Origin of the sequence: Paenibacillus gansuensis (assembly GCF_042684925.1) — a bacterium.
GTDB lineage: Bacteria > Bacillota > Bacilli > Paenibacillales > DY6 > Paenibacillus_N > Paenibacillus_N gansuensis.
Window position 1 is genome coordinate 266842 of sequence record NZ_JBHUME010000011.1, and the last position, 26926, is coordinate 293767.

23 protein-coding genes are annotated in these 26926 nt (G+C 48.1%); 15 read left to right on the forward strand and 8 right to left on the reverse strand.

Features of this window, described 5'->3' with window-relative positions; genetic code table 11:
* The first annotated feature begins 18 nt into the window (after positions 1-18).
* The 3 genes from ACFSUF_RS18480 to ACFSUF_RS18490 all read left to right on the forward strand — a co-directional run bounded on the left by ACFSUF_RS18480 (position 19) and on the right by ACFSUF_RS18490 (position 997).
* The gene (locus ACFSUF_RS18480) at positions 19-201 is read left to right on the forward strand and encodes a hypothetical protein (protein ID WP_377605210.1); all 183 of its coding nucleotides are present in this window, start codon (positions 19-21) and stop codon (positions 199-201) included.
* 189 nt (positions 202-390) lie between these two features.
* A complete protein-coding gene (locus ACFSUF_RS18485) occupies positions 391-537 on the forward strand; it encodes a hypothetical protein (protein ID WP_377605305.1) in 147 nt (48 codons plus the stop codon).
* The gene (locus ACFSUF_RS18490) at positions 506-997 is read left to right on the forward strand and encodes a DinB family protein (protein WP_377605212.1); all 492 of its coding nucleotides are present in this window, start codon (positions 506-508) and stop codon (positions 995-997) included. The genes ACFSUF_RS18485 and ACFSUF_RS18490 overlap by 32 nt, the downstream gene beginning before the upstream one ends.
* A gap of 322 nt (positions 998-1319) precedes the next feature.
* On the opposite strand, the gene ACFSUF_RS18495 is transcribed toward ACFSUF_RS18490, so the two are convergent.
* Complete coding sequence (locus ACFSUF_RS18495) at positions 1320-1979, reverse strand: FMN-dependent NADH-azoreductase (protein WP_377605214.1); 660 nt, start codon at positions 1977-1979, stop codon at positions 1320-1322.
* A gap of 185 nt (positions 1980-2164) precedes the next feature.
* On the opposite strand from ACFSUF_RS18495, the gene ACFSUF_RS18500 reads away from it, so the two are divergent.
* On the forward strand, positions 2165-2737 hold the full coding sequence (locus ACFSUF_RS18500; RefSeq protein WP_377605216.1) for a TetR/AcrR family transcriptional regulator: 573 nt from the start codon (positions 2165-2167) through the stop codon (positions 2735-2737).
* A gap of 74 nt (positions 2738-2811) precedes the next feature.
* Here ACFSUF_RS18500 and ACFSUF_RS18505 read toward each other — a convergent pair whose 3' ends face one another.
* On the reverse strand, positions 2812-4134 hold the full coding sequence (locus tag ACFSUF_RS18505) for an epoxide hydrolase family protein (RefSeq protein ID WP_377605218.1): 1323 nt from the start codon (positions 4132-4134) through the stop codon (positions 2812-2814).
* Positions 4135-4273: 139 nt separating this feature from the next.
* On the opposite strand from ACFSUF_RS18505, the gene ACFSUF_RS18510 reads away from it, so the two are divergent.
* The 4 genes from ACFSUF_RS18510 (at position 4274) to ACFSUF_RS18525 (ending at position 8735) form a co-directional block, all read left to right on the forward strand.
* Positions 4274-4966 (forward strand): response regulator, encoded by a 693-nt coding sequence (locus ACFSUF_RS18510; protein ID WP_377605220.1) that lies wholly within the window; start codon positions 4274-4276, stop codon positions 4964-4966.
* 176 nt (positions 4967-5142) lie between these two features.
* A complete protein-coding gene (locus tag ACFSUF_RS18515; RefSeq protein ID WP_377605222.1) occupies positions 5143-5973 on the forward strand; it encodes a sensor histidine kinase in 831 nt (276 codons plus the stop codon).
* A gap of 157 nt (positions 5974-6130) precedes the next feature.
* Positions 6131-6886 carry an ABC transporter ATP-binding protein gene (locus ACFSUF_RS18520; protein ID WP_377605225.1) on the forward strand — a complete coding sequence of 252 codons (756 nt, stop codon included), beginning with the start codon at positions 6131-6133 and terminating at the stop codon, positions 6884-6886.
* Positions 6876-8735, forward strand: a complete 1860-nt coding sequence (locus ACFSUF_RS18525; protein WP_377605227.1) for an FtsX-like permease family protein — start codon at positions 6876-6878, stop codon at positions 8733-8735. The genes ACFSUF_RS18520 and ACFSUF_RS18525 overlap by 11 nt, the downstream gene beginning before the upstream one ends.
* A gap of 84 nt (positions 8736-8819) precedes the next feature.
* Here ACFSUF_RS18525 and ACFSUF_RS18530 read toward each other — a convergent pair whose 3' ends face one another.
* From ACFSUF_RS18530 to ACFSUF_RS18555, 6 genes are all read right to left on the reverse strand, one after another.
* Positions 8820-9413: a YdeI/OmpD-associated family protein gene (locus ACFSUF_RS18530; protein ID WP_377605229.1), complete on the reverse strand. Its 594-nt coding sequence runs from the start codon at positions 9411-9413 to the stop codon at positions 8820-8822.
* Between the two features lie 24 nt (positions 9414-9437).
* A complete protein-coding gene (locus ACFSUF_RS18535) occupies positions 9438-9860 on the reverse strand; it encodes an SRPBCC family protein (protein WP_377605231.1) in 423 nt (140 codons plus the stop codon).
* Positions 9857-10186: an ArsR/SmtB family transcription factor gene (locus ACFSUF_RS18540; RefSeq protein ID WP_377605233.1), complete on the reverse strand. Its 330-nt coding sequence runs from the start codon at positions 10184-10186 to the stop codon at positions 9857-9859. Before ACFSUF_RS18540 ends, ACFSUF_RS18535 begins: the two co-directional genes overlap by 4 nt.
* Before the next feature lie 80 nt (positions 10187-10266).
* A complete protein-coding gene (locus ACFSUF_RS18545) occupies positions 10267-10680 on the reverse strand; it encodes a DoxX family protein (protein WP_377605235.1) in 414 nt (137 codons plus the stop codon).
* Positions 10681-10876: 196 nt separating this feature from the next.
* A complete protein-coding gene (locus tag ACFSUF_RS18550) occupies positions 10877-11791 on the reverse strand; it encodes a helix-turn-helix transcriptional regulator (protein WP_377605238.1) in 915 nt (304 codons plus the stop codon).
* A gap of 60 nt (positions 11792-11851) precedes the next feature.
* A complete protein-coding gene (locus ACFSUF_RS18555; protein ID WP_449290216.1) occupies positions 11852-12919 on the reverse strand; it encodes an epoxide hydrolase family protein in 1068 nt (355 codons plus the stop codon).
* A 523-nt stretch (positions 12920-13442) separates the two neighbouring features.
* Between ACFSUF_RS18555 and ACFSUF_RS18560 the strand changes: the two genes are divergently transcribed.
* The 7 genes from ACFSUF_RS18560 (at position 13443) to ACFSUF_RS18590 (ending at position 26906) form a co-directional block, all read left to right on the forward strand.
* On the forward strand, positions 13443-15047 hold the full coding sequence (locus ACFSUF_RS18560; protein WP_377605309.1) for an extracellular solute-binding protein: 1605 nt from the start codon (positions 13443-13445) through the stop codon (positions 15045-15047).
* A 143-nt stretch (positions 15048-15190) separates the two neighbouring features.
* Positions 15191-16105: an ABC transporter permease gene (locus ACFSUF_RS18565; RefSeq protein WP_377605311.1), complete on the forward strand. Its 915-nt coding sequence runs from the start codon at positions 15191-15193 to the stop codon at positions 16103-16105.
* 14 nt (positions 16106-16119) lie between these two features.
* The gene (locus ACFSUF_RS18570) at positions 16120-17001 is read left to right on the forward strand and encodes a carbohydrate ABC transporter permease (protein ID WP_377605239.1); all 882 of its coding nucleotides are present in this window, start codon (positions 16120-16122) and stop codon (positions 16999-17001) included.
* Positions 17002-17085: 84 nt separating this feature from the next.
* Positions 17086-19461 (forward strand): AraC family transcriptional regulator, encoded by a 2376-nt coding sequence (locus ACFSUF_RS18575; RefSeq protein WP_377605241.1) that lies wholly within the window; start codon positions 17086-17088, stop codon positions 19459-19461.
* Positions 19462-19790: 329 nt separating this feature from the next.
* Positions 19791-21365 carry a stalk domain-containing protein gene (locus tag ACFSUF_RS18580; protein ID WP_377605243.1) on the forward strand — a complete coding sequence of 525 codons (1575 nt, stop codon included), beginning with the start codon at positions 19791-19793 and terminating at the stop codon, positions 21363-21365.
* Between the two features lie 28 nt (positions 21366-21393).
* Entirely contained in the window at positions 21394-25161 is a 3768-nt protein-coding gene (locus ACFSUF_RS18585) for a hypothetical protein (protein WP_377605245.1), read from the forward strand.
* 239 nt (positions 25162-25400) lie between these two features.
* Entirely contained in the window at positions 25401-26906 is a 1506-nt protein-coding gene (locus ACFSUF_RS18590) for a spore germination protein (RefSeq protein WP_377605247.1), read from the forward strand.
* Positions 26907-26926: the final 20 nt, after the last annotated feature.

Sequence of the window (26926 nt, forward strand, 5' to 3'; positions counted from 1 at the left end):
AAAGGCGCATTGCAATTGTTGGCTGCAGGTTTTGCTGCAGGTTTTGAAGGTGCAATGGGTACTGTAATGAGACAAAAAGGTCTTAAATCAGAAGGAGTAACAATCGTTTCTAACTGTGCGCTTGGTAAAGATGCAAACGACGGTTACGTGCTCATAAAGTTTGCCCTTATGCTAAAGCAACTCGTGGCAACATCAAAGTAATCTCGAACGTTATTGGCTAATAGCCAGTCTTTTGAATTGTTTTGAATGTTAGTTTTAAACCATAAAATAAACCGATATTAAAATGAAAAAATGGAAAAATAAATTGTACAAAGCGACGGTAACCTTAACGTTAACTTGAGATACCCGAAAGAACTTCGCGGTAATGGCACTGGAACTAACCCGGAGCAATTGTTCGCTGCAGGTTTTGCTGCATGTTTTGAAGGTGCAATGGGTACTGTAATGAGACAAAAAGGTATTAAATCAGCAGGATCTAACATGAATAAAAAATTAAGGAGCGAGACAAATGCAAACAAATCTTTTCAATACTATTTTTGATCAAATGGGCCACGTTAGAGGTCAAACACTAGAATTGGTGGAGGGCGTAACGGAGGAGCTCGCAGATCGTATTCCTGAAGGGTTCCGCAATAATATCCGTTGGCAACTCGGCCACGTCTATCTCGTTACTGAAGCATTTTCATTGATGCAATTGAAACTTCCGTTACAATTACCGGAAGGCTTTATGGAGCGGTATGCTTACTCGACGACCCCGCAGGATGAGGCAGCAAAATCATTCCCTGTGTTGACGATACCGGAGCTGGTGAGCATGCTGAAAGAACAGCCGGATAGAATTCGCGAGACGTTTCCAATTAGCCGCTTGAACGAAAGCGCATCTCCCCTTACAACGTCAACAGGACTTGATCTGCTTACACCAGAGCAGTCGATCCGTTATAGCCTGTATCATGAAGGATTGCATTTCGGGACCATCAACGCTTACAAAAAAATCTTGTCCCGTTAAAACCTATCCAGGTATACCTAGATAACGTGGACGGACTATTTATAAACCGAGAATATTCAATTTTTTCGTTATACCTGAACTGTAACCCGAAAGGTAAGACACTTTGAAAAAGTGCCCATCTTTCGGGTTTTTACGTTTTGATCAAAATAACAAGTATTAATGAGATTGGTCTCTATTTATTGGGATTGGGTTATTACTAACTATTCTATATAGCTGCTCTTTTTGAGCTTATCGTACACAGCGGCGCATGACAACGCTGTGTACATTATCCCAATTGAACTGAAAACAACCGATCAAACAGATCGGCTGTCAAAATAATTTCTTATTTAACTGCTAATTTAGAAGCTTGCTCTTCAGCTTCTTTATATGCTTTTTGTAATACTTCATTTCTGTCCAAGAATGCAGTTCCCTGGATTCGAACTGCTTCAAAATCTTCGATTCCCATTAAATAAAAGATGGACTTCAAAAATTTATTTGAGTACTCCAGTTCGGTATAAAAGTCATTATTGGTGTAAATTGATCCACTGGCTTGAATTGTAACTACGCTTCTTCCATCATCGAGTAGTCCGACGGATGCTCTTCCATTACTCAATGGGGCCTCTAGATATCGAAACGTTTCCCTTGCAATCAAAACATTATCGATATAATCTTTTAGTTTTGAGGGGATACTAAAGTTATGCATTGGGAATACAATGACATACTTACTAGCACTTTTGAATTGTTTTAATAGCTCACTCATGCGATCTGTTACTTTTTTTTCTTGACTTGTTAATTCTTTGCCTTCCGCTTGTTTCGACCATGCGCTAAGTACAGTTTTATCTAACAAGGGTACTTCTTCGTCGTATAGATTGATTTGTTCAATGACCTCGTCTTTGGAATGCTTCTCTTTGTATACGTTTAGAAAGTAATTAAACACATCTAGACTTGCAGAGGTTTTAGAATCAAAATCCGGGTGTGCATTGATGATAAGTAACTTTCCCATGTATAGTTCCTCCTAAGTTTTTATTGTCGACTTGATTAATCGATGATTAACATAGTCTATAATATATCCACCCCAGTGGCATGTCAATTTATAACCTAGAAATTTATGTAAGTTTCTCATTTCTGATAAAAGGGAGGTTAAGGTAACCATTTGACTCCTTACCAATTGGAAGATAAGATGTAGGCATGAATAACAGAAAAAAACAAATCACGGACCTGGCGCTGAAACTCATTGAAGAAAAGGGTTATGTCGCGATCAGTTACGATGACCTTGCGAAACAACTCGGCGTAACCAAGGCAAGCATCCATTACCACTTTGAAAAGAAGGAGGATCTAGGAGTCGCTGTTGCCGATCGGATTAAACAAAGACTGGAGTCCATATTGCTCACAGTCAATGATCCTTCGGTAACGGTTGAAGAGAAGATTTCTTTTTTTGCAAACAGGCAAATCAAACAATTTGCAGACGGAATTTGTCCCGTCTCTTCCCTGCAAACGGACTTCGAATCTTTACCTGAATCGCTGCAAAAAAGAGTGCAGGACCTAAGCCGATTCGAAATATCGATCATGAAACAAATTGTTTCTAACATAGTTGAACATGAAGAAGAAAGTAATGTTGATGAGGAATCCTTAGCCCTTATGATTCTTTCGTCAATTAAAGGTGCGATTCAGTATCAGCGTGTAATGGGTATTGATTTGTTGCCTAAGGTCCTTGAACAAATAAACCGGACCCTTAAGAATAACGAACAGCGCGTGCTGTGAGAAGGTGAAAGCAAAAAAGAGACAGTCAGCTTGAGAGCTGACGGGTCTCTTTTTTCAATCAGCAACTTCCCGGTTTAGCGGACCTTCTTGAATGCGGCGCGGAGTTCTTTTGTGAAAAGCTCCGGCTGCTCCCACGCAGCGAAGTGGCCGCCTTTTTCGAGCTTATTGTAATATATCAGATTAGGATAGGCCTTCTTGGTCCAGCTTAGCGGGGCCTCATATTGCTCTCCGGGGAAAACGCTCACAGCCACCGGAATCTTGACGCCCTTGGCATTGAAATAGCCGCCCTTATATTCCCAATAAATCCGGGACGAAGACACACCGGTGTTTGTCAGCCAATACAGGGTGATATTGTCGACGATTTCTTCACGTGTCAGCTCGCCGTTGGTGCTCGCCGTCCGGTTCAGGCCCTCGAGGATGGCCGCCGCCGGCTGATTGTAAGCATCGTTATGGTCGAGAAGCCAGGCGGCAAGTCCCACGGGTGAATCCGCAATGCCATATAACGTTTGAGGACGCGATGCCATATAGGTGGCGTAGGCAACCTGCTTGAACGTTCTAACCAGCTGGTTATAAGCCAGCTCTTCTTCAGCTGATAACCCCGGAGGCGCCGGCGCCCCGGCTTGAAGAGCCTTATCTACGTCAGCGGGAACCGTGGCGGGCATGTTGGTGTGAATTGCCAGCAATCCCGGCGGTGCCTGCAAACCCATCTGATCGACGACAATCGCTCCCCAGTCACCCCCTTGGGCAACATAGCGGGTGTAGCCGAGGCGCTTCATCAGTTCTGCCCAGGCTCGTCCTATCCGTTCAGGTCCCCAGCCGGTCGCTGTCGGTTTACCGGAGAAACCATATCCGGGCATCGACGGGATAACCACATCGAATGCGTCCTCGGCCTTACCGCCGTAAGCAGTCGGGTCGGTCAGCGGCCCGATCAGCTTGATCTGCTCAAGCACCGAGCCCGGCCAACCATGCGTGATGATAATCGGAAGCGCGTTCTTGTGGCGCGAACGGACGTGGATGAAATGGATGTCCAGTCCATCAATCTCGGTAACGAATTGCGGAAGCGAATTGAGCTTACCCTCGACTTTGCGCCAATCGTAATCGTTCGCCCAATAGCTTGCAAGTTTTTTCATCGTTGCGAGCTGCACGCCTTGCGACGTATCCTTGACCGTTTCCCGCTCCGGCCATCTTGTGGCCTTGATGCGCCTGCGTAAGTCGGTAAGCTGGTCTTCCGGAACATTCACATGAAACGGACGTATCGCATTTTTTTGTTGAATTTCAGCTTTTACGGGATGGGCTTGAGGTTTCCCACTGCTTGCATTGGCATAAGCCCCGTTGGCTGTGCATCCAAGGGAAAAAGCCATAATCAGAATCAAACGTAACCAGTGTTTGCTGCTCATTGTAGTAACGCTCCATTCAGAAATTTTTTAATAAATCTATGGTGTTTATGTGCGATTGGTTAAAGTAACAAACAGGGGATGGGATCAGCCCTTGTTCAAGCAATCAACACAGTGTACCTTATTGGGAGGCGAGCAGGTTATGAACTACATGATATACATTATTGAAGACGATCAATCCATTAGCCGTCTGCTGAAAGAACATATTGAAAAGTATGGACTTTCCGCAAAGATTGTAGAAAATTTTGAGAACATCATGGAAGAATTCCATCTCCTTCAGCCTCATCTCGTCCTGCTGGATGTTAATTTACCCAAGTATGACGGCTTTTATTGGTGCAGAAGGATCAGGGAAATCTCCAAGGTTCCTATCCTTTTCGTATCTGCAAGGGAAAGCGGTCTGGATCAAGTGAGAGCTCTGGAAAACGGCGCGGATGATTATATTACGAAACCCTTCTCTTACGAGGTAGTAATGGCTAAAATAAACAGCCATCTCAGACGGGCCTTTGGGGATTATGCCCACACCATTGGCGAGCGGATCATTGAATGGGAAGGATTAAAATTATACCCGGAAAGATTAGATCTGGAGTTTCAAGGAAAGACTGCCGTATTGACCAAGAAGGAAGCCATTTTGCTTGAAAGCCTGATCTCGGCCTATCCTAAGGTGGTTAACCGCAACTATCTTTTGGAACAAATGTGGGATCATACCGATTTTGTTGAAGAGAATACGCTCAACGTAAATGTCACAAGAGTGAGAAAAAAATTGCAGGACCTTGATATTAAGGATGCAATTGAAACAATCAGAGGCATGGGCTACAGATTAAACAAGAGCTGGTAGGTGGGGCAATGAGTTTATTTCTAAAAGAACACAAAAGTTATATCGCTCTTTATTATGTTTCCGTGATCATAACCACTTTTTATTGTTCCCTTGCGGGCGATGTTTCACTTGCTGAAGTGTTATATGCATACTTATTCAATTCTTTTATTCTTTTTGTTTTTCTAGGATGGAAATATGTGAAGACTAAAGACGTCTATGCCTTACTTAAACGTAATTTCCATGCCATCGAGCAATCCTCTTTGGATCAAGGCGATTCCTTTTGGGGAAGGCACATATCAGACTTATTAAAGCGGCAGTACCGCTTATACGAAAGGAACATGCACCAAATCAACAACAACCACCAAGAGCACTTAACCTTTATCAACCAATGGGTGCATCAAATGAAAACGCCCCTTTCCGTCATCCGGCTTCAGCTGGAGGCACACAAAGGCGAACCTTATACGCACGGCATGAGCGAAGAGGTTTATAAGCTGGAAAAAGGACTGAATATGGCCTTATACTATGCGCGGATCGATGCTTTTGAAAGAGACTTTGTGATCGAAAAGGCACAGTTGAAGCCTTTAATTTTAGACAGCATCAGCAAAGAGAAAAAACTGTTCATTAAAAATAATATATTGCCGAAAGCTGACGTCGACGATTCCATTGAAGTTTATACCGATGTAAAATGGCTCAAATTCGTCATCGAGCAGCTGCTGACAAACGCCATTAAATATTCCAAGGGAAAAGGGAAATATGTAACGGTCTCCGCTTATAGAACAAAAGAACATACGGTGCTAGAAGTCACGGATGAAGGCATCGGGATCCATCCTAAAGATCTTAAGAGAGTCTTTCATCCTTTCTTTACCGGTGAAAACGGAAGAATCCTGGGAGAATCTACGGGCATGGGTCTGTATCTTGCACAAAAGATATGCGAAAACTTACATCATACGCTTACGATAGAATCCGAAGTGAACCGGGGAACCAAAGTCAGCATTCTGTTCGAACATAGCCACACGGATCCTAGCTAGTCCCATGAAGAACATGCCTTATTCCTAATGCATGTTCTTTGGTGTTCACTCCCAACCTTACATCAATGTAAGAATCGAGTAAGAAAGTTGAATCGCTTAGGAGGATGCGGCGAAGTACTATGGATAGATAAAAGCTGAACTAAAAGGAGTCGTTGTGATGGAAATGGTAAAAGTAAGCAATGTAAGCAAAACCTACGGCAAAGAAGCGATGCATCACGCTTTACATCAAGTTAGCTTTTCCATTGAACCCGGAGAATTTGTCGGAGTGATGGGACCATCGGGCAGCGGCAAGACTACGCTGTTAAATACGATCTCTACGGTCGATCAGCCTACATCGGGAGACATTCTGATTAAAGGCCTCAATCCGCTGCAGTTAAAAGGAGACGAACTGGCTCTCTTTAGACGCAGGGAGCTTGGCTTTGTATTTCAAGATTTTAATTTGCTCGATACACTGACCGTCGGGGAGAATGCAGTTTTGCCTCTTACCCTGGATAGAATACCTGTTGCAGAACAGGATAAAAGATTGCATAGTATCGCCAAAACTCTGCGCATAGACCATCTGCTGGGCAAAAGAACGTATGAAATCTCCGGAGGCGAAGCGCAAAGAACGGCCATAGCCAGAGCTGTCATCCATCAACCCTCTCTCCTCTTGGCGGATGAACCAACCGGAAATTTGGATTCCAAAGCGGCAAGGACCGTCATGGAACTGTTTGAGAAGATTAATAAAGAACATCAGCAAACCACGATTATGGTGACGCATGATCCTGTGGCAGCGAGTTATTGCGGCCGGATCATCTTTATTAAAGACGGCAGTATCTACAATGAAATTCATAGCGGAGGCAGCAGGCAGCAGTTCTATCAACAAATCATTGATGTGCTTTCGCTTTTAGGGGGCGCTGCTCATGGAGTTTAAACAGTTTGCGGCAAGAAACGTCCTGCGTAACGGCAAGACCTATTTCGCTTATTTCTTAAGCACACTCATATCCGTTACCTTATTTTTCTCTCTGACCATGTTTCTTCTCCACCCCGATAAAGGGACGTTCAAATCCTACATCAAGGTATCCCTTCTAGGTTCGGAAGTGATCGCCTATTTATTCTTATTTTTCTTTGTCTTTTATTCCATCAGTGTATTATTAAAAAAGAGGTACAAGGAATTCGGCATCCTATATATGCTCGGCATATCGAGGAAGCAGCTTCTGAAGATGATTTCGACCGAAAATATGATCATCAGCGCCGCAGCAACCATCAGCGGTATCGTCACGGGGCTGGTGTTCTCCAAATTATTTTTGTTGATCATCGAGAAACTTCTGAGGCTACCTTCCCTGCCGTTTTATGTTCCGGTCAAAGCCATTGTTATTACACTGTTCAGCTTCTTGCTGCTTGGTATGCTCGTTTCCGTATTCACGTCGCGGATCGTAAAGGAACAAGATATTGTACATCTTCTGAAGGCAACGAAGGCGCCTAAGCCCGCTCCCGCCTATTCGAAACCTATTGCGGTCTTTGGCTTTCTTCTGCTATTGGCGGGATATGTGCTATCTTTTATTGCAACACAAGAGAACCTGGAAAAGTTTATTTTACTTGTCGCAGTCATGGTCGTGATCGCCACTTATCTGATATATTCGCAGTTCAGTGTGTTTACGATCGCTTTATTGAAAAAGAACAGGCTGTATTATCTACGCAATACCAACTTAATCTGGGTATCCAATTTGTTCTATCGGGTGCGGGACAATGCCAGAATGTTTTTCATCATAACCATCACATCCACAGCTGCTGTAATCTTGAGCGGTGCCTCCTATGCCTTTTGGACGAACACATTACACGATATAGAGGAGCGTTATCCGCTGGCATTTACTTATCAAACTTTCGGTGTTAATCCTACCTCCGCGGAGGAGATCGGATTTATTGAAGCTCAGCTGACGAAATATCAGTTTCCCTATGAAACAATTACTGTAGACCGAAAACCTGCTGCCCAAGCGGACGGGTCTGCTGTTACTGTAATGAAAGCAAGCGTGTATAATCAACTGGCCAAACCATTAGGCTTGAAACCCGCTTCCCTTCAGGGGTATGAAGCCATGGAAATCCTCGGTTCGGGGGACCCAAGCCAAATCAGCCCTACCGTTGAAGGGAAGCCAGTTCTGATAAAGGATAGCATCAGAGCCAAACTATTGCCGTCTCAGGAATATACGGTTTATGTCATTGCCGACCAGCTGTTTGACCGTGTGAAAACGACATATGAAGATACCCAGCCGGAGTATGTGTTTGATGTCAGGGATTGGTCAGGCACTTATGTAGTCTATGACGAATACGAGAAGAAATTTGGAGGCAATTCGAGAGCGCTGTTATTGTCCAAATCCCATATTTATGAGACGGAAAAAAGAGCGTACGGCACGTTGATGTTCTTATCCGTATTTTTAGGCATCATCTTCTTCGTAGCCTCCGCAAGCTTTATCTATAACAAATTTTACATGGATCAGGAAACAGATAAACAGAAATATAAGCAACTGCACAAAATCGGTGTAACTTTGAAGGAAATAAAGAAAGTGGTCTCGATCGAAATTGGCGTATTGTTCTTGTTACCGTACATCGTGGCAGCTGTGCATTCCGCGATTGCTTTAGGAACCCTGCAAAGGATTTTTCACCTGGAAGTGGGCGCAGCCGCGGTTACCGTCATGGGGATCTTCCTGCTCGTTCAGGTTTTGTTTTTCCTGTTTATCAGACGTAATTATTTGAATGTCATTAGAAAGCATCTGGCTTTGAGCTAGGCAGGTTATTATGAAAAAGGCATCCAATCAAACATTGGATGCTTTTTTGTGCAGCAGGAAACCTATGCAGTTATCAGCCATCTTCTAATCGTTTAAACCCTTACCGCTGAGAATAGGTTCCATATATTTCTCGATTCTGGACACTCGGGTTTTGGACTGTTTCGGTTGGGAGAAATGAAGAAGGTACGCTCTTTGCCGCCCCGGCGTCAATGCTTCAAAAGCCGTTTTCAAGGCAGGGACTTCGTCGAATTTATGCTGAAGCTCTTCAGGAACCGTGAATTCCGTTGTCTCCTTAAATTCCACTTCCAACCCTGCTTGTTCCGCTTGAATCGCTTCTGCGATATAAGCTTTAATAAGAGGTTCCATTTCAGCGATCTGCTCTACACTGGTGAACCGGATCTGGCGGGCCGCCTGCACATTTTCCGTCTGCTGGACCAGAACTCCCTCGGTGTCCTTTAGCAAGGCGCCTTTGTGGAATAGAAGCGCACAATACTCTTTAAACCCATGAATCAGGACAATATTCTTACCTTCTAATGTGTAACAAGGGTGCATCCACTTGAAATCTTCCGTCAGCCCGCAGTCCATCACAATCTCTCTAAGTTTCTCAAACTCATCCCTCCACTTTTTGGCCTTCTTAAGAAATCCAAATACTTTAGGGTTGCCTACAACACTTGTCATCAGGTCCGCTCCTTTTCTGTGAATTTACAGTTCCAGTACCTTCTCCAGCTCTCCGGACCATTTGCTCCATCCATACTTGGCTCCGTTAAGCGCTGGTTCATTGGAGATTCCGGTCTGTTCTAGGTGAAGATTCACCCTTCCATCCCCTGCATCCTGCAGCGTCCAGGTAACCGTGTGCTTCTCTCCGCCGCTGGCCCAACTATAGGACAACCGGTTCGGTTCGTCCACGGTCAGCACTTCCCCTTCAACTATGCCATCCCACCACTCGGACGGCTGCGTGCGAAATTGGAACCGATGCCCTACGACGGGCTTAAAGTTATTCTCCATCGGCTCACCGGAGTGGATATTGACCACCCACTTGGCAAGTTTGCTTGAATCGGTTAAAGCAAACCATAGTTTCCCGATCGATGTTTTATATTGAAAATCCAAGTTTAATGTTAAGCTCATTCTTCATCCTCCTCTAATAGTTGGCCTAAGCGCATCAAATTTTCATTCCAGAATTTATTGTAGAAAGCCACCCAATCTTGAACTTCTCGGAGTGGAGAGGCATTTAGCCTATATCTCGTTTCTCTGCCGACTTTTCGGTCAAGCACCAGTCCCGCTTCTTTAAGGATTGTCAAATGCTTGGATACCGCGGTGCGGCCCATTTGGAACTGTGCCGTTAATTCATGCAGGGGCAGTTCTCTGGCTTCCGATAGCAGTCGAATCAGCTTGCGCCTGCTCGGATCCGCAATCGCGTCGAACACATCCCGTAATTGTTGATCTTCTCTCATTACAGCTTCACCAACTTATATTTTTCAGTAACAGACATCTCTAGGAAAAGAAGGGATATCCGGTAACCTTTCCATCTGCACTACAATTTACGGCTCTTTGTACGCAGCGCCCATGAGACCATACCTAGTGAAGCATACACAAGCGGAAGGATCACAGGAAACCCGTAATCTTCAGCAAATACATGAGACAAAGCCGCACCCGTCAACAAGAAGAAAAAGCCGGCGTAAGCCCATTCCTTCACCCTAGGAAGTCCAGGCACGACAAGAGCGATGGCCCCAAGCACTTTCCAAATCCCCAGTATAGTCATAATGTACAAGGGATAACCGATCTTTTCAAGTAACTCGACATTTCCTTCCAACTCCATCAGCTGCCCAATACCGCTTATCGTCATCGACGCCGCAAACAGCGAGGTGACTGACCAGTAAGCAATTACCTTCCCCCGGGACCGGGTTTCTGCTTTCACGATTGTTTCCGTACCGACCATCGTACTCATGTGTTTCCTCCCTCATATGTTCTTATCATCACTTCCATTAGGACACCATTTGGTGTCTGGATTGATTATATGCCACCTTTTGGTGTCTTGTCAAACCTGTTTTTCCAAAAAATCGATGTTAGATGAGAATATGGTGCCCGTACATATAGAAAAAGGACCTTCCAGAGGTCCTTTTTTTAGAATGAATCATCCCAATCTAGTACAGCTCAACCATCTTCTGGATTTGACGCTTTATGTTCATAATTAAATCCGGGGGCTCCATCACCTTCACCATACTGCCATAGCTCAAGACTTTTTGGATCGCTCGTTCCATAGATGAAAAATAGCTGGTTAGTGACAACATTCCATCAGAATTCACGAGGACTTGATCAAAGCCGAACTCATCACGCACCCTGGTTTTCATCTCAGGCTGAAAGAGTAACACCGCATGCACCTTCTTAAAATCGGCTCTATCCATGAATTGTTGTTCCACATCTTGCAGCGTGTACTCTCGCCTCACGAATTGTTCCGGTAAGATGTTCAGTTCTCCGATTCGGGACAACCGGAATACGCGAAAGTCCATTCGGGTCAGGCAATAGCCGTATAAATACCAGACATATCCTTTTAGGAAGAGACCCATCGGTTCCAGCTTGCGTTCGGTTTCCGCCCCTTTGTTATCCAAGTATGTGAACGAAATCAATTGAAAGTCTTTGATTGCCTGGTGTAATGGACCCATATGCACTTTATCGTTTGGCGCCGGCTGGAAATCTAGATCCACATAATTTTGATCCATGGATGTGTCTCGTCCGGGCATCAACGCGCCAACACGTTCTATTAATCGGTCAATCTCGGAATGATCTGTCGCGGAACGTACTCCACGTAAGGCTGAGCAGATTGACGAGAAATCATCCAAAGATAATACCTGCTTTTCCAATCGGTACCCCTGCATAATCTCATACCCTCCATCCGATCCGGCAAAAGACACGATGGGGATTCCGGCTAGATTGATAGCATCCATGTCGCGATAGATTGTTCGCAGCGAAACTTCAAATCGCTTGGCTAACTCAGTAGCACTGACGCGGGGCTGATTTAACAATGTCATCGTAATAGCAAGCAAGCGATCCAGTTTCATAGAACGTCCTCCAATCCGCGTATCCCCTTCCTTATTCTACATTCAAATGCCGCAAACCTTTTAGCGGAATCTCCGGAAAAATGCCTGGATGTCAGGTATTAAAAGATCCGGTGCATCCATCGCAGCGAAATGCGTCCCTCGCTCGAATTCGGACCAGTGCACAATATTTGTATTGTCACGTTCAGCAAAACGCTTTATCGATTTGAAATCATGCCCGAACACAGCTACGCCTGTTGGAGTCGTATTCGGTTGCTGCAGTTCCTGCCCTTGGTTGTGAGCATTCTCATAATATAAGCGAGAGGATGATTCCGCCGAATTGGTCAGCCAGTATATACTGACGTTAGTCAGGAATACATCCCGGTCCATAAAATCCACATGATCTCCAAAGCCGCAAAATAAATCGGATATCCAAGCAAGCTGGCCTGAAGGCGAATCTGCAAGCCCGTAAGAGAGTGTTTGCGGCCGTGTGGATTGGACCGAATGAAAGCCCGCCCGTTCATGGAAATTCGCCAGAAATTGAAGGTTCTGCTGATCTTCTTCCGATAAATCGACCATTTCCGCCGGATCTCCGGAAGGGAAAGAAAACAACTGCAGCACATGAATGCCGCGAAGGCCTTCCGGCTTCTGAATTCCAAGTTCTCTGGATACAAGTGCGCCGCAATCGCTGCCGTGAGCACCGTATTCTGTATATCCCAAGCGCTTCATCAAGACATCCCATGCTCTAGATATGCGGGCTATATCCCATCCTGCTTCTAGAACCGGCCCTGAGAAACCAAATCCAGGTACGGAAGGGATGACCAGGTGGAACGCTTGGGCCGGATCGCCGCTGTGACTGCGCGGATCGCTGAGCGGACCGATCAGTTCCAAAAACTCGACAACCGAACTGGGCCATGCGTGGGTAAGCAGCAGCGGAAATGCGTCAGGTTCAGGCGAACGAACGTGTAAAAAATGAATGTTGGCGCCATCGATATTCGTAGTGAATTGAGGGTATTCATTCAGGCGATCTTCGAATTTACCCCAATCATATTCTTTCTGCCAGTAGGCTGCTAACTCTTTCACATAATCGAGCGAAACCCCATATTTCCATCCGGCTCCGTCTAACGCGGCCGGCCAACGAGTCTGAGACAAACGATTCCGAAGATCATCAAGATCGTCATGCGATACGGAGATGCGGAACGGCTGTATTTCTGTGCTTACCTCGGAAATGAGTGTCTTACATTTGTCATGGGAATTTCCTCCTTGAAATGGGTTCGTTTTTGTCGTGCTTACAATGTCTATATTAAAGCGAACACCCTGACAACATTATGTCAGGGTGCATGAGGAAAAAATTTTTTTGTAACCGCAGATGGTTTTGCTAACGAACAGACTGTTACATAGTAGCAAGATCGTATGTGTCGTCACTGGTTCACGCTTTGTTATAACTCGCCAATCCCCCAATGCTGCCTGCAAACATACGGCGGGTTTCCTGTTAAGTTATAATATCATCAGTGCAAAAGAAAAAAAGTATGTGCCTGATCTGATGATACATCGGCCTTTCCGAAATATCGTCTGTAGTCGGAAACTGCCCCTTTGCGTATGATCGTTACCATAGATGCATGAGTAGCATCTTCAAAAATTCACACTCATAAAGGAGGGCTTTACATTGGACAAAATATGGAGAAGATGGTCCGTTCTTACGCTCGCTGTTGTACTAACCGGAACCGCCCTATTATCGGGATGTTCGAATTCGGGTTCAGGCACCAAGGAACCTGAAGCATCTGAAACCGCAGCGGAAGAAAAGAAACTCACAAATCTGACCTATTGGACCGGAATGGCGGGCCAGGCCGCCGTCACCATGAAGAGCTACGGCGAGATGGAAGTTTATAAAGAAATAGAAAAAGAAACCGGGGTCAAAGTAGAATTTCAACACCCGCCGCAAGGACAGGACGCGGAGCAATTCAACCTGATGCTGACTTCGGGCAAGCTGCCGGATATCATCGAATATCATTGGACCAGCTTCCCCGGCGGTCCGCAGAAGGCGATCAAAGACGGCAAAATTATCAAACTGAACGAATTGATTGATCAGCACGCTCCGAATCTGAAAAAGATACTCGATACGCATCCGGAATGGCAAAAGCAGGTGATCACCGACGACGGCAGCATCGTTGCTTTCCCGTTCCTGCGAGGGGATAAACTGCTTCAAGTATATAAAGGAGTGGCGCTGCGCAAAGACTGGCTGGATAAGCTCGGATTGCAGATGCCAACAACGATCGATGAATGGCACACTGTATTGAAAGCGCTTAAAGAACAAGATCCGAACGGCAACGGCAAGGCGGATGAAATCCCTATAATTATAACCCTTGAGGAGCTGAACGGTTCTCATGCGTTCATTGGCGCTTTCGGCATAACAAACGGTTTTTTCCAAGAAGACGGCAAAGTGAAATTCGGACCGATCGAGCCGCAGTTCAAGGAGTTCCTGACACTGATGAACAAGTGGTATAAGGAAGGGTTGTTGGACAAAGATTACGCGGCCACCGACGCGAAAATGCTCGACGCGAAAATAACAGGGAATCAGATCGGCGCCGCGATCATGAATACAGGCGGCGGCATCGGTAAATTTATGGGATTGATGGCGGGTAAAGACACTAATTTCAAGCTGTACCCGGCTCCGTATCCGACACTTGCCAAAGGAGAGAAACCGCAGCTGGGACAGCGCGACTTTGCTTTTAACGGCCGCGGTGCCGCTATTTCCACAAGCAACAAAAATCCGGTCGAAACGGTGAAATGGCTCGATTTGGCTTACAGCGAGAAAGGCCAGATGCTGTTCAACTTCGGCAAGGAAGGCGTCAGCTACAAGCTGGAGAACGGATATCCGAAATATACGGAGGTCATTACGAAAAATCCTGAAGGCTTGCCGATGCAGCAGGCGATGGCTCAGCACAACCGCGCCGGCTGGGACGGCCCGTTCGTGCAGGACGTACGTTACATCGAACAGTATGCGGTTCTTCCGGAGCAGCAACAATCGTTGAAGGTATGGGCTGAGCCGAACAACGAAAAGCTGATGCCACTCGTCACCCCTACGAAAGAGGAAAGCAGCCAATTTGCCTCTCTCATGGCCGATATCAACACCTATAAAGACGAGATGTTCCACAAGTTCGTCATGGGCAACGAACCGCTCTCGAATTTTGACAAGTACGTCGAAACGCTGAAGAGCATGGGAATCGAGGAAGCGCTGAAAATTCAACAAGCGGCGCTGGAACGTTACAACAATCGCTGATAAGTGTGCCCGTTTCGGAGGATACCGGCTCAAGCCCGGCATCCTCCGGAACGGTTCCCCACATGGGTGTTTAAAGAAAGGGAGTGAACTGGATGTCCCTGATACCGAACGAAGTGACCGTAACCGGTAAGGCGGTGTCGCGAATGCCGGCACGGCGCCGGACAGTCGTCAAAGATTTGCGGCGCAATAAGTATATTTACCTTATGGCACTTCCGGTAGTGGCATACTATCTGGTGTTCCATTACGGTCCGATGTACGGGCTGCTGATCGCTTTCAAAGATTTCAACACATCAGCCGGTATATGGGGCAGCCCATGGGTCGGTTTCGATCATTTCAAGGATTTTTTCCAAAGCCATTATTTCGGCAGATTGTTACGGAATACGGTGCTGATTAACGTTTACGAGTTATTGTTTGCCTTTCCCGCATCGATCGTGCTCGCTTTGCTCCTCAATGAAATTCGCAGCAGCATGTTTAAGCGGACCATCCAAACCGTATCCTATTTGCCGCATTTTATCTCCATTGTCGTCGTCGTGGGGATGATGGTCGATTTTCTGGCCACTGACGGACTGATCAACCAGCTGATCGCCCTATTCGGCCTGGAGCCGATCTCCTTTCTGCGCGAACCGGGATGGTTCCGGTTTCTCTATGTATCATCGGGAATCTGGCAGAGCATCGGCTGGGGCTCCATCATTTATTTGGCCGCTATCTCGAACATCGACCCGGCTTTATATGAAGCGGCAAAGATGGACGGCGCCGGCCGGTGGAAGCAGACGCTGCATATTACCATTCCGGGCATCATGCCGACCATCGTCATCTTGCTGATTCTGAATATGGGCTCCATGATGAGTGTCGGCAGCGAGAAAGTGCTGTTGATGTATAATCCGCTAACCTACGAAACCGCCGACGTCATTTCCACTTTCGTATACCGCAAAGGGATTTTGGAAGCAAACTACGGGTATACAGCGGCCGTCGGCCTGTTCAACGCGGTCATCAGCTTCGCGCTGATCGTGACGGCCAACGGCATCAGCAAGCGGGTCAGCGAAAACAAACTGTGGTGAAAGGAGGACCCTTCATGGCGAATCATCTCTCGGCAGGCGAAAGAATCTTCGGCTTTATGAACACGATTCTTATGCTCATCCTATGTTTTCTGACATTGTATCCCTTATTATATGTGCTGTTCTCCTCCGTCAGCGACCCGGCCTTGCTCGCGCAGCACCGCGGACTGCTGTTTTTGCCGACCGGCTTCACCATGGCCGCTTATAAGGCTGTATTCGACAACCCGATGATCGGCAAAGGCTACCAGAACACGCTATTTTATGTAATGGCCGGCACCTTGATGAATTTGTTTTTTACCAGTCTGGGAGCTTATGTGCTATCGCGGAAAAACGTGCTGTTCGGCAATTTCCTTATGTTCATGATTGTCATCACGATGGTGTTCAGCGGGGGACTGATTCCTTCTTACATCGTCGTCACCAAGCTGGGCATGCTGAATACCCCTTGGGCTCTTCTCATCCCGGGCTTGATCAATACGTTCAATATGATCATCATGCGCACGGCCTTCCAATCCGTACCGGTCAGCCTGGAAGAATCGGCCCGCATGGACGGCGCGAACGATTTCACCATTTTGTTCAGAATCATCATCCCACTGTCCATGCCCGTCATAGCCGTTATGATTTTGTGGTATGCGGTCGGGCATTGGAATTCTTACTTTAGCGCGCTGATTTATTTGCGGGACCGGGAATTGTATCCGCTGCAGCTCATCATGCGGGAGATCCTCATTACAAACAGTACGGACAATATGATGACAGGTGCATCCATGGGCGATCGGATTCCCATTGGCGAGACGATCAAATATGCAACTATCATTATATCGACGCTGCCGATTCTTTGTTTATATCCGTTCCTTCAAAAATATTTCGTTAAGGGCGTCATGATCGGTGCGATCAAAGAATAGTCCTAATGTATTACAGGAAAAGTAAAGGCTTTCACGAATACCTAAGAAATCGTGTGATATCGTGGAGGTTGGAGGTTCCTGCTCATGGCGCCCTTGTTTCGGCATCGATTCGGTTTGAACGGAATTCATCGAAGAAGCGTGTTCCTCAAGCTGCTTGTTTCTAATGCCGTCATTTTGCTTGTTCCCCTTCTGATCGTGATTATTTTGTATGTCAGGGTGGAGCTGTTCATAACGGAGAACGCCCAACAGTACAATTTAGCAATGCTTCAGCAGTTGCAGAAAGAAATGGATTGGCGGATTAAGGAAGTAGAGCAGTTCTCAGTACAAATCGCCTTGAACCCGAAGCTGAATCCGCTGCTTGGCGAAAGCAGCGCGTCAGGGGATAACGGATATAAATTTTGGGAGTTCAACCGGAACTACCTTGAACGTACAAAGCTCATGACGAGCGATTTTATATACGATTATTATTTGTATTTTGCAGGTACGGATACGGTATTGAAGCCGGGCTTAGTGACGGACTCGAGAACGTTCTATCAGTATTATTACAATTATGCCGGCAAGAGCTATCAGGACTGGCGGGACACGATTCTGACCGCAGTGAACAACCGGACGTTTATTGCAGCGTCCGAGCTGGTCAGCAAGCCCTCGGTCCCGCCAAATCCTTACGGCAAACCGTCCGGCAAACCATCCGGTAACGTCATCTCTTATGTTCAATCTCTTCCTCTTGGCGCATTAGCGGATGTGAAGGGTGCACTCGTCGTAATGATTGACGAATCGAAGATCCGGGATATGATCCAACAGATCGAATCGGTAAACCAAAGCTCGGTATTCATCGTCAATTCCAAAGATGAGCTGGTGATGGGAACGGACAAACCGCTCGACCGCGAATTTTTTACTGACTATCCGATTTCAGCTCCGAAGGGCTTGTTCGATGCCCGCTTACATGGAAAAGACGTCATGGTTTCTTATACTACTTCCGAACAGACCGACTGGAAATATGTCACCATCATGCCGACCGGTTTGTTTCTGGCACGCGTCAACATGATGCAGATGGCGGCTATCTGGCTATTCTTGTTTTTCCTGGTTGCCGGGTCGGCAGCCGCCTATTTCATCGCTTACCGCAACTATGCCCCGTTAAAATTGATGTTGCAGGCTGTGAGGAAAGGGAAACCTGCGGATCGGTCCTCCCGGCCTAATGAATATGAGCTGTTGCAGGAAACGATTGAAGAGTCTCTGACGGAAGGCCGCAACCTGCGGGAGATCGTTCAGCGGCAAATGCCTGTCGTCCGATCCAATTTCTTGTCCCGCCTGATTCGGGGACACGTGGAACTTTCAGACGACATGGAGACGTCCGAGTGGCTCGATCTGCGGTTCGAATCGGATCGATTCGCCGTGATGCTGATCGATATTGACGACGCGGCAGCCTTCGCCGCAGAGCTGAATGAAAAACAATGGGCGTCCATTCGCTTCATTTTGACCAATGTCGCTACAGAGCTTGTACAGCAGTATCATTTTGCTTACAGTGTAGAACTTGACAGAGACCGTCTGGCCCTATTGGTTAACCTGAATCCGATACGTATGGAAACCGGACTAGAAGACTTAGTAGAGCTGTCGATCCGGTTGAAGGATTGGATTGAAACGAAGTATCAACTCGTGATTACAATTTCGATCAGCGACATTCATCATGGCTCCGCCATGATAGGAACGTGCTATAAGGAGGCAATGGAAGCGGCGGATTGCAGAATGGTCCGCGGCCGGGGCGAACTCCTGCTGTACCGGGATCTCAAACATACCGAGACTGGCTTCGATTATACGATTGAGACGGAGACCCTGCTCATGAATATGGTCAAGAGCGGCGATGCCGAAGAGGCGGAACGCATTCTTGAGCAAATTTATGAGACGAATTTCCAATCGAAGCGGATCAGTCCGGAGATCGGACGATGCTTGTTTTTCAACATGGCCGGTACGCTGCTTAAAATATTGAACGCATCCCCTCTTCGCAATACGGAGGAGATGGACCGGCTGTTCGATTCGATTAAGCATGTCTTTGCCGCCAGCACAGCAGAATGCATGCATGAGAGAACGAAGCGGTTGTTCCGGTTGTTAACCGACGCCATTCGCGAGGAAAGAACGGACCACGGTCAGCAAACTCTGGAGAAAATGACCGGGCTGGTCCTCCAGCATTTGACCGACCCTGATCTGGGGCTAGCCTTAATTGCGAAACAGATGAACATGTCGCCGCAATACTTATCCACCTTTTTCAAAAAATCGTTCGGGGAGAATCTGACGGATTACATTCTCAGAAAGCGGATTGATTATGCCAAAAAGCTGATGGAGGATAAATCTCTAACCAATCATCAGATTGCCCAGATGGTGGGCTACTCGAACGATCTCGTATTTATCCGCGCATTCAAAAAACTGGAGGGCGTGACACCGGGGAAATACCGGGAATGTAAGTAAAAGGGTTGGAAAATAATTAGGAAGACACACTCAGAACAGTTTTCAATATGGAAAGGACCTTCCGAGGTCCTTTTTTTTCATGAACTATAGTTTACTTCGTGACTTCGATGACAATCGGTTCAGGCAGCTTTCCCCTAACGTAGGGAAGAACGACAAATATGAATCTCGCTTCCATTCCGCTTTCTTCCGGACGGGGAGAATTTTAGCTAGTTTCGGCAAAATCGTACAGGAAGGTAAAAATACTACTCTACGAAAAGGACCCGTACCTCGCTAAACTATTCATGTAATCGTTTGCAAAGTCCATATCATGAGGAGTGTGGTGTTCATTCATGCACGGAAAACTGGGAATCTCCCGCAAAACATGGGCAGGCAGCTTCCGGATCACGTATTTGACGTTGGTTCTGGTCCTGCTGGTTACCGTGAGTCTGACGGGGATCGGCTCAGCCTCGCCCCCGGCGAGGATTGAGATTAACGACAGCGCAGTAAATTTCCAGACATCTCCGATTCTGGAAGGCAAAGAGCTGTACGTACCGATGGACGAGTATCTTAACGCCCTGCAGGCCGTCTATGTAAACGACGAATATACGTCCACCGTCAAGATCAGAAAGAACGGCAGAACCGCGCAGTTCACGCTCGGCAGAACAACCGCACTGAAGAACGGCGTACCTCATTATCTTCCCGCTCCTGTATCCGAATCCGGCGGCAAGATCATGATTCCGTTCCAATTCGTTACGGAAGCGCTGGGCGGGACAGTAACCGCCGTCTCAGGCAAAACCGCATTCCGGGTGTCCATCGAGCATCTTCCAGACGTGCCCCCGGTTGACCCGAATGACGAGCCATACGGCGGCGGGGACGGTCCGGTCTATGATTCGATCTTCACGCCGAAAATCGGAAACTGGAAGATTGAAGATGAAATGTACACAACAGACGGAACGACCAACGGCTCCACGGCAACCCGCGAAGAAGGTGTGCTTGCCGACTTCTCCTTCGAAGTCACGGTTCGCATGCTGAACGACAACGGCGACGCGAACAATTGGGCAGGCCTCAATTTCCGCAAAATGAACGGATCCGGCTATCCATGGGACGACGGCTATCTGCTGTATATTTCGGCAACCGGCAACGTCGTCGTGTTCAAAGCCGGTGAAGGACCGATTGCAAGCAAACCGCTGGGCAGAAACATTACCGAACAAGATTTACGCTTAAAAATTTCAATGATCGGTCCTGAACTGAATATTTATACTGACGGCGGCACCGATCCCTTCCTGTCCCTCTCGGACAGCAGCTTCACGGAAGGCTATATCGGACTCGGCGCAACACAGGCCGTCGTCCAATTCAAAGATATTGTGATTACCGAGAACCCGGCAGGCGAGGGACCTGCACATGTCTTCACGCCGAAGATCGGCGAATGGAGCATTGAGAACGAAGTCTACTTGACGGACGGAGTGACGAATGGTTCCGTGGCGACGCGCGAGGAAAGCGTGCTCGGCGACTTCGCCATCGAGGCCACGATTCGCATGACCGATGCGAAGGGAGATCTGAACAACTGGGCAGGCCTCAATTTCCGCAAAGCGAACACATCCGCCTTCCCGTGGGATGACGGCTACCTCGTCATCGCAACGGGAACAGGTAATCTGCTTGTGCTGAAGGCCGGCTCGGGCGTCCTTGCAGGCAAGGCGCTTGGCACGAGCATCGCCGAGCAGGATCTTCGTCTGAAGGTTACGATGGTCGGTTCCGAGATGAATATTTATGTGAACGGCGGGGCCGAGCCTTTCCTTACCTTATCCGACAGCAGCTTCACGGAAGGCTATGTCGGGCTAGCATCCACGCAGGCCATGGTGCAGTTCAAGGATATTGCTGTAAGCGATGATCCGAACGGCGCCAATGCCGATCCCGCAGCGCCATAATGAGGAATTCTATATTAAGGAGGCAAACATGAAAGAGATCAGGCCCGCATCCCGCTTTCGTAAAAGAATGATCAGCCTATTCACGATTCTGGCATTGCTTGCCGCCATCGTCCCATCCGCTCCCCTTCAGGCAGAGAAGGGTTCCATGAAGGTCAGCGTCAACGGCACCTTGCTTGGAGACGAAGCCGTTAAAGAAGTAAACGGCCTGACTCATGCCGATGTGTCCGCTTATGCGCGCAGCCTGAACATACCGTTTACGTATGACGCGCTGATGAACCAGGTCAGCATCGGCGACGCGCAGGTGTTCGTCGAGCATATCGGCGGAACATATTATGCGCCGGTCAACCAGCTTGCGGAGGCTACCCATGCCCTCGAAGTGAAGACCGATGCCAAGAAGGATCTGGTCAGCGTCATCTATGCTCCGTCGAACAAAACGATCTCGGCAGGCAACATCCTGTTCGATGCGCTGACGGAACCTTTCGAGCGCTATGGCCCCGATAATATGGTCAATATCGTTCCCGCCGTTCCGTCAGGCGGCGTCTTCCGGGACGGCCTGTTCATTCACCCGCCGATTCCCCCCGCCTCGCAGGATCCGGAGGATGAAGCACCGTTGCCTTACCATGCAGCCGTCTACCAGGTGGATCTGACTGCATATAGCGTGAACGATCCGCTTCTTCTCGATTTCTATACCGGCATCATCGACAATGCGAAGCCTCAGGGCATCCGCTTCTTCGTGAAAGTGAACGATACGCAAATCTTCACGATCACGAGGAAGGAAACGTCATGGATCCATCATATTTTGGATGTTTCGGCCTTCGCCGGGCAGAGCGTCAAGCTCGAATTCGCTACAGCGCCGGACCCTGTCCCGGATTACGGTTGGGCCATCTTCGCGGAACCCCGGATTGTTCTCGCCGGAGCGAATGCAGCACCGGCTGACTGGAGCGGCCCTCCAGCAGGCTGGCAGACGTCCGGTGCGATTCAGGCCGGCTCGGGCAAGTGGACTCTGCAGGCCGGCGAAAGCCGCGTCATTTCCGCTCCGCTTGAAGTGTTGAATGGCTATGTCGAGTTGAAAGGCACGACCGGCTCGGCAGTGCCCGCGCTGAAAGCATCAGGCACCCTCGTCGCTGACGGCAAGGATAAATCGACACAAACATTCGACGTCGTTGCCATGCCGGCGGAAGCGGGTACTTTCCGCTATTTGATTCCTTTCAACTTCGACGACGTATCCACCGGAGCAACCCCATCGACGGTCAAGTTTACACTGACCTTCACTGCGGGTTCATCCGCCGAGGTTACCGGCTTTGCCATCCTGAGAAATATGGGCATTCTGAACCTGGAGGCTGCCGCTCCGTCCGGCAAACGTCTGTATGCCGACCGCGCATGGAGCTATAAGGCCGTATTCATCAATGACGGTCTGGGCCGAATTGATTCCAACGACAAGCTGGCCGTTGAACTCGTGCAGAACGGCCGGAGCGAGATCAAGCCCATATCACTGTTGAACCCGGATAAAGAGATCACGCTTAAGTGGAATCTGCCGCCTGCGAGCCCCGGGGATCAGGAGTTGGTTCTAAATGTCATGAGAAATGGCGAACGTACCGAGCTCAAGCGTACGAAAGTCTCGATTCTGCCATCCTATAACGTGGAAGTGCGGAATCCGTCCCGATTCGATACCATTGCCAACGACAAGCTGACAGTTGCCATCTACAAGAAGGACGGCAAAGCGGTCGAAGGCCATTTGTACAAGAAAACGGCAAGCGGACAGAAGCTGCTCGGCACGCTTCCTTTCGGCAGATTGTGGCTGGAGGGATCGGCTCAGACGCCTATCGAGGGACTGAACATTACGGCCAAAACCGACTCCTCCGTAACTATGAAGCTTAAGGACAAGCGCGGCGATGTGGAAGTCGTCTGGTCCATCGCGAACGACCGCGTCCTGATGTCGCAGCGTTTCACGGCAGCAGACGATTCCAAGCTGAAAGTATTCGACGGCCCTTCCTTCCTGGCTGGTGACGGTTCCTTCGGCGGCGCCAAGGACAGCGCCATCTTCCCGGGCATCGACTATCTGGATCAGGAAAAATCTTCGAATACGATCGCGGTGCTTCCTCCTTTCCATGAAAGATCGGTGCCGCATCCTTACAAGATTACGATTCCAGCTGTTGCGATCGAGAAAGACAACGATATTATGACGTTCATCTGGAATCCGATGCTCGAATGGACCCGCGGACAGCTGCACCCTTCCGTCCTGTTCGATTCACCGAACCGGGAAGGCTATGAGCATTCGATCGTCGGGATGTTCGCTCCATCCATACCTTATTGGGTGAATGAGAACAAGACCCACGCGATCAACGCATTCCCGTTGACCAAAGGCACCGAGATCAAGCTGGATGCCGAGCTTCGCGTCTCGACAGGCGATCATGCGCTCAAGGGTGTGACGGACTATGTGAAAGAGAAAGGCTTGCCTGACATTCCGGAGCCTGCTCCGCGCTCGAACGAAGAGCAATTCAAGCTTACGCTGAACGGTCTCGAGAAGGAGAAAAAAGGCAAGGACGGCTGGATCTCGTTCATCGGCTTCTCGCAAACCAAATCCGTTGAACTCGGCCTGCTCCAGAATCTGCAGACGATGCGCAGCGTGCTGGATGAAACCGATGCAGCGCGGGCCAAAAAAATTCTGGATAATATCAACAAACCCGCTCCAAATATCGAATGGAGCTATACCGACTCCTACTGGCTGCGTCAGGACCGCGACGTCATCGACGATCTATACAAAATCGCGGTGCGGCGGACGCAGGACTTAAAAAACAGCCAGCAGCCAAACGGAAACTGGAATTTCGTGCCTAACCGTACAACGGCGCCATTCGGTAAGGAAGGCGATCAGACGATGGGAACGACAGCGCCTTTTGTGCTGCAGGCTATCAAATCAGCCAAGATGACAGGCAGCGAAGAAGCCTGGCAGGTAGCCTCCAAAGGACTTGATGCCATCGCCGCCTTCACCAAACCGACCGGTGCAGGCCCATGGGAGCTTCCGCTGTTCGGCGCTGAATCCTTCGCAAGCGGCCTGGCTCTGCTGGCCGCCGTGGAAGCCTATGAGTACAAGAAAGATCCGAAGCATCTCGAGCTGGCCGTTCATCTCGCCGAGACCAGCCTGCCGTTTATCTACCTGTGGCAGATTCCCGACCGGAAGCACTCCCTATACGGCTCCGTTGCTTCTTTCTCGGCAACGAACTGGAGAGACGGCTGGTGGGGCCGCCATGTACAGTGGAACGGGCTCGTCATCTCTGACGGCTTGAAGCAGCTTGCGAAATACGATCAGTCGATCGACTGGAACAAGCTGGCCGACGGCATCATCTGGGAAGGCACACGCCAGGCGGCAACGACGAAGCGTGAAGGACGATTCCCCGACAATGTCGACGTCGCACTCGACAAGCCGGTGATTCAGAATATATGGCCTGAATGGCTGCTTGCCAATATGCAGTATGATACTACAAGCATCTCGCCGCACTGGGCGGCAAAGGAAATCGACGGCGTCCGAGTCGTATCCGGCGTTCAGATCGACTCGATGGAGAACACGGATGCCGGGCTGAAGGTCAGCATCAAGGGCCTCCGCCGCGGCGTCAGCTATACCGCCGTTCAGACCAATACATCATTCTCTTCCTACAAAATCAACGGAGAGACATTCACCCTCCAGCAAGGCCTGCTGAGCGGTGAAGTGCAGGGCGTTCGCAAAGGGCGCAATATGACCGGTTACGTATTCAAAGTCGCACATTCCGCTCCGGAAGCCACGCTGGAATTGCTGAAGTAAAACCTTAAAGGCTGTCCAAAAGTGATATGCTCCCCATACGGTAGACAGGTGAAGAATAAAACCTGGTACCGTATGGGGTATTTTTTATGGTTCAATGAGAACAAACAGCGGCAGATAAATTCGCCATCAACAAAAAGACAAACCAGCATAGTACTGATTTGTCCCGGTCCTGTATATTTTCTGGACAGTCTAAGTTAAGCCTCCAGCAAATCTTTTATGACGATCTTCTAATGTAACATATGCATAAAAATTCCACCCGAGTAAACAATATGGCTAATATTGGTGGGAAGTGGGGATTTTCCATGATAAGGGCCGAGACATCTAATCCCGTTGTTAAACAAATCACTGAACGTCTTGGACAGTCACCCGATTTTATTTGTAAAGAACTGGCCATCAACGAGGAATTGAACCTTTACTGCATTTATCTTGCATCGATCGTGACGACGAAACAGGTGGAGGATATGCTATTAAAGCCCATTTTTCAAAATCATCCAAGCATAGAAGCATCTAAACATCATCCCGTTCTCTGGTTAACAAATACAATCCCGCTAATTCAACGGAAGGAATTATCAGGGTCCATAGAAGGTATCAACGAACTTCTTGAAGGTCATTGTCTTCTCATTCCAGCCCCGGGAAATACGATCCTTAGTTATGATGTCTCAAAAGGGGACTATCGGAGTGTTACGGAACCCACATCGGAGGCCTCAGTCCGCGGACCAAGAGAAGGCTTCGTTGAGGATATATCACGGAATATCGCTTTAATCCGGAAACGGTTGAAAAACGAACATTTAGTGTTTGAATCCATGACGATCGGGTCAGCAACAAAGACTAAAGTTTACCTGACTTATCTTCAGAACGCGGCCTCCAAACAAGTGATTGATGAGTTCCGGCGTCGTCTTCAAGCCATTCAAACCGACAGCATTTTGGAGAGCGGTTATATTGAAGAATGGATTCAGGATAAAACATTTTCTCCGTTTCCTCAACTAGTTAGTTCAGAACGGCCGGACATCATTGTCGCTAAATTACTTGATGGACAAGTCGCGGTCATGACGGACGGAACACCCATCGTTCTAATGGGTCCCGTTACCTTTTTTCAAATGTTCTCATCGGCTGAAGACTATTACCAGAGAGCGGATATTGCCACTCTTACGCGTTGGTTGCGTATGATTGCTTTTTTGTTATCGATCTTCGTACCTTCTCTTTATATAGCGATAGCAAGCTACCACCAGGAATTACTGCCTACATCTCTCCTTATCAGTTTGGCGGCTCAGCGTGAAGAAGTTCCGTTTCCTGTATTTATTGAAGCGATAATCATGACGGTAACGTTCGAAATTTTACGGGAAGCCGGACTTCGTATGCCGCGTATTGCCGGCCAATCCATCTCTATCGTAGGCGCACTCGTTTTAGGCCAGGCCGCAGTGGAAGCCGGGCTCGTTTCGGCAGCGATGGTGATTGTTGTATCCCTTACAGCCATTTCGAATTTCGTCTCTCCTAACTACAGTTTCAGTATTGCCCAAAGAATCATTCAGTTTTCTTTTATGCTGTTGGCTGGGGTACTAGGTTTCTTCGGTATTATGTCCGGCGTATTTTTTCTGTTGATTCATTTGGTTTCGATACGATCGTTTGGCGTCAAATATATGACCCCCTTGGCTCCCGTAGCCCTTTCCAATTGGAAGGATACCTTGGTTAGGGTACCTCGGTATGTAATGAAACGTGTTCCGCGTGCGTTTTACTCTAAGAAATAAAGTGGAGTGAGAATTGTGAG

Coding starts and splice junctions, on each gene's coding strand:
- ACFSUF_RS18530 (WP_377605229.1), bottom strand. CDS start 9,413: ATGACAAGTGTTGTAGGCAACCCTAAAGTATTTGGATTTCTTAAGAAG.
- ACFSUF_RS18500 (WP_377605216.1), top strand. CDS start 2,165: ATGAATAACAGAAAAAAACAAATCACGGACCTGGCGCTGAAACTCATT.
- ACFSUF_RS18520 (WP_377605225.1), top strand. CDS start 6,131: ATGGAAATGGTAAAAGTAAGCAATGTAAGCAAAACCTACGGCAAAGAA.
- ACFSUF_RS18585 (WP_377605245.1), top strand. CDS start 21,394: ATGAAAGAGATCAGGCCCGCATCCCGCTTTCGTAAAAGAATGATCAGC.
- ACFSUF_RS18510 (WP_377605220.1), top strand. CDS start 4,274: ATGAACTACATGATATACATTATTGAAGACGATCAATCCATTAGCCGT.
- ACFSUF_RS18490 (WP_377605212.1), top strand. CDS start 506: ATGCAAACAAATCTTTTCAATACTATTTTTGATCAAATGGGCCACGTT.
- ACFSUF_RS18570 (WP_377605239.1), top strand. CDS start 16,120: ATGGCGAATCATCTCTCGGCAGGCGAAAGAATCTTCGGCTTTATGAAC.
- ACFSUF_RS18525 (WP_377605227.1), top strand. CDS start 6,876: ATGGAGTTTAAACAGTTTGCGGCAAGAAACGTCCTGCGTAACGGCAAG.
- ACFSUF_RS18505 (WP_377605218.1), bottom strand. CDS start 4,134: ATGAGCAGCAAACACTGGTTACGTTTGATTCTGATTATGGCTTTTTCC.
- ACFSUF_RS18565 (WP_377605311.1), top strand. CDS start 15,191: ATGCCGGCACGGCGCCGGACAGTCGTCAAAGATTTGCGGCGCAATAAG.
- ACFSUF_RS18540 (WP_377605233.1), bottom strand. CDS start 10,186: ATGAGAGAAGATCAACAATTACGGGATGTGTTCGACGCGATTGCGGAT.
- ACFSUF_RS18590 (WP_377605247.1), top strand. CDS start 25,401: ATGCATAAAAATTCCACCCGAGTAAACAATATGGCTAATATTGGTGGG.
- ACFSUF_RS18580 (WP_377605243.1), top strand. CDS start 19,791: ATGCACGGAAAACTGGGAATCTCCCGCAAAACATGGGCAGGCAGCTTC.
- ACFSUF_RS18575 (WP_377605241.1), top strand. CDS start 17,086: ATGGCGCCCTTGTTTCGGCATCGATTCGGTTTGAACGGAATTCATCGA.
- ACFSUF_RS18550 (WP_377605238.1), bottom strand. CDS start 11,791: ATGAAACTGGATCGCTTGCTTGCTATTACGATGACATTGTTAAATCAG.
- ACFSUF_RS18545 (WP_377605235.1), bottom strand. CDS start 10,680: ATGAGTACGATGGTCGGTACGGAAACAATCGTGAAAGCAGAAACCCGG.
- ACFSUF_RS18495 (WP_377605214.1), bottom strand. CDS start 1,979: ATGGGAAAGTTACTTATCATCAATGCACACCCGGATTTTGATTCTAAA.
- ACFSUF_RS18535 (WP_377605231.1), bottom strand. CDS start 9,860: ATGAGCTTAACATTAAACTTGGATTTTCAATATAAAACATCGATCGGG.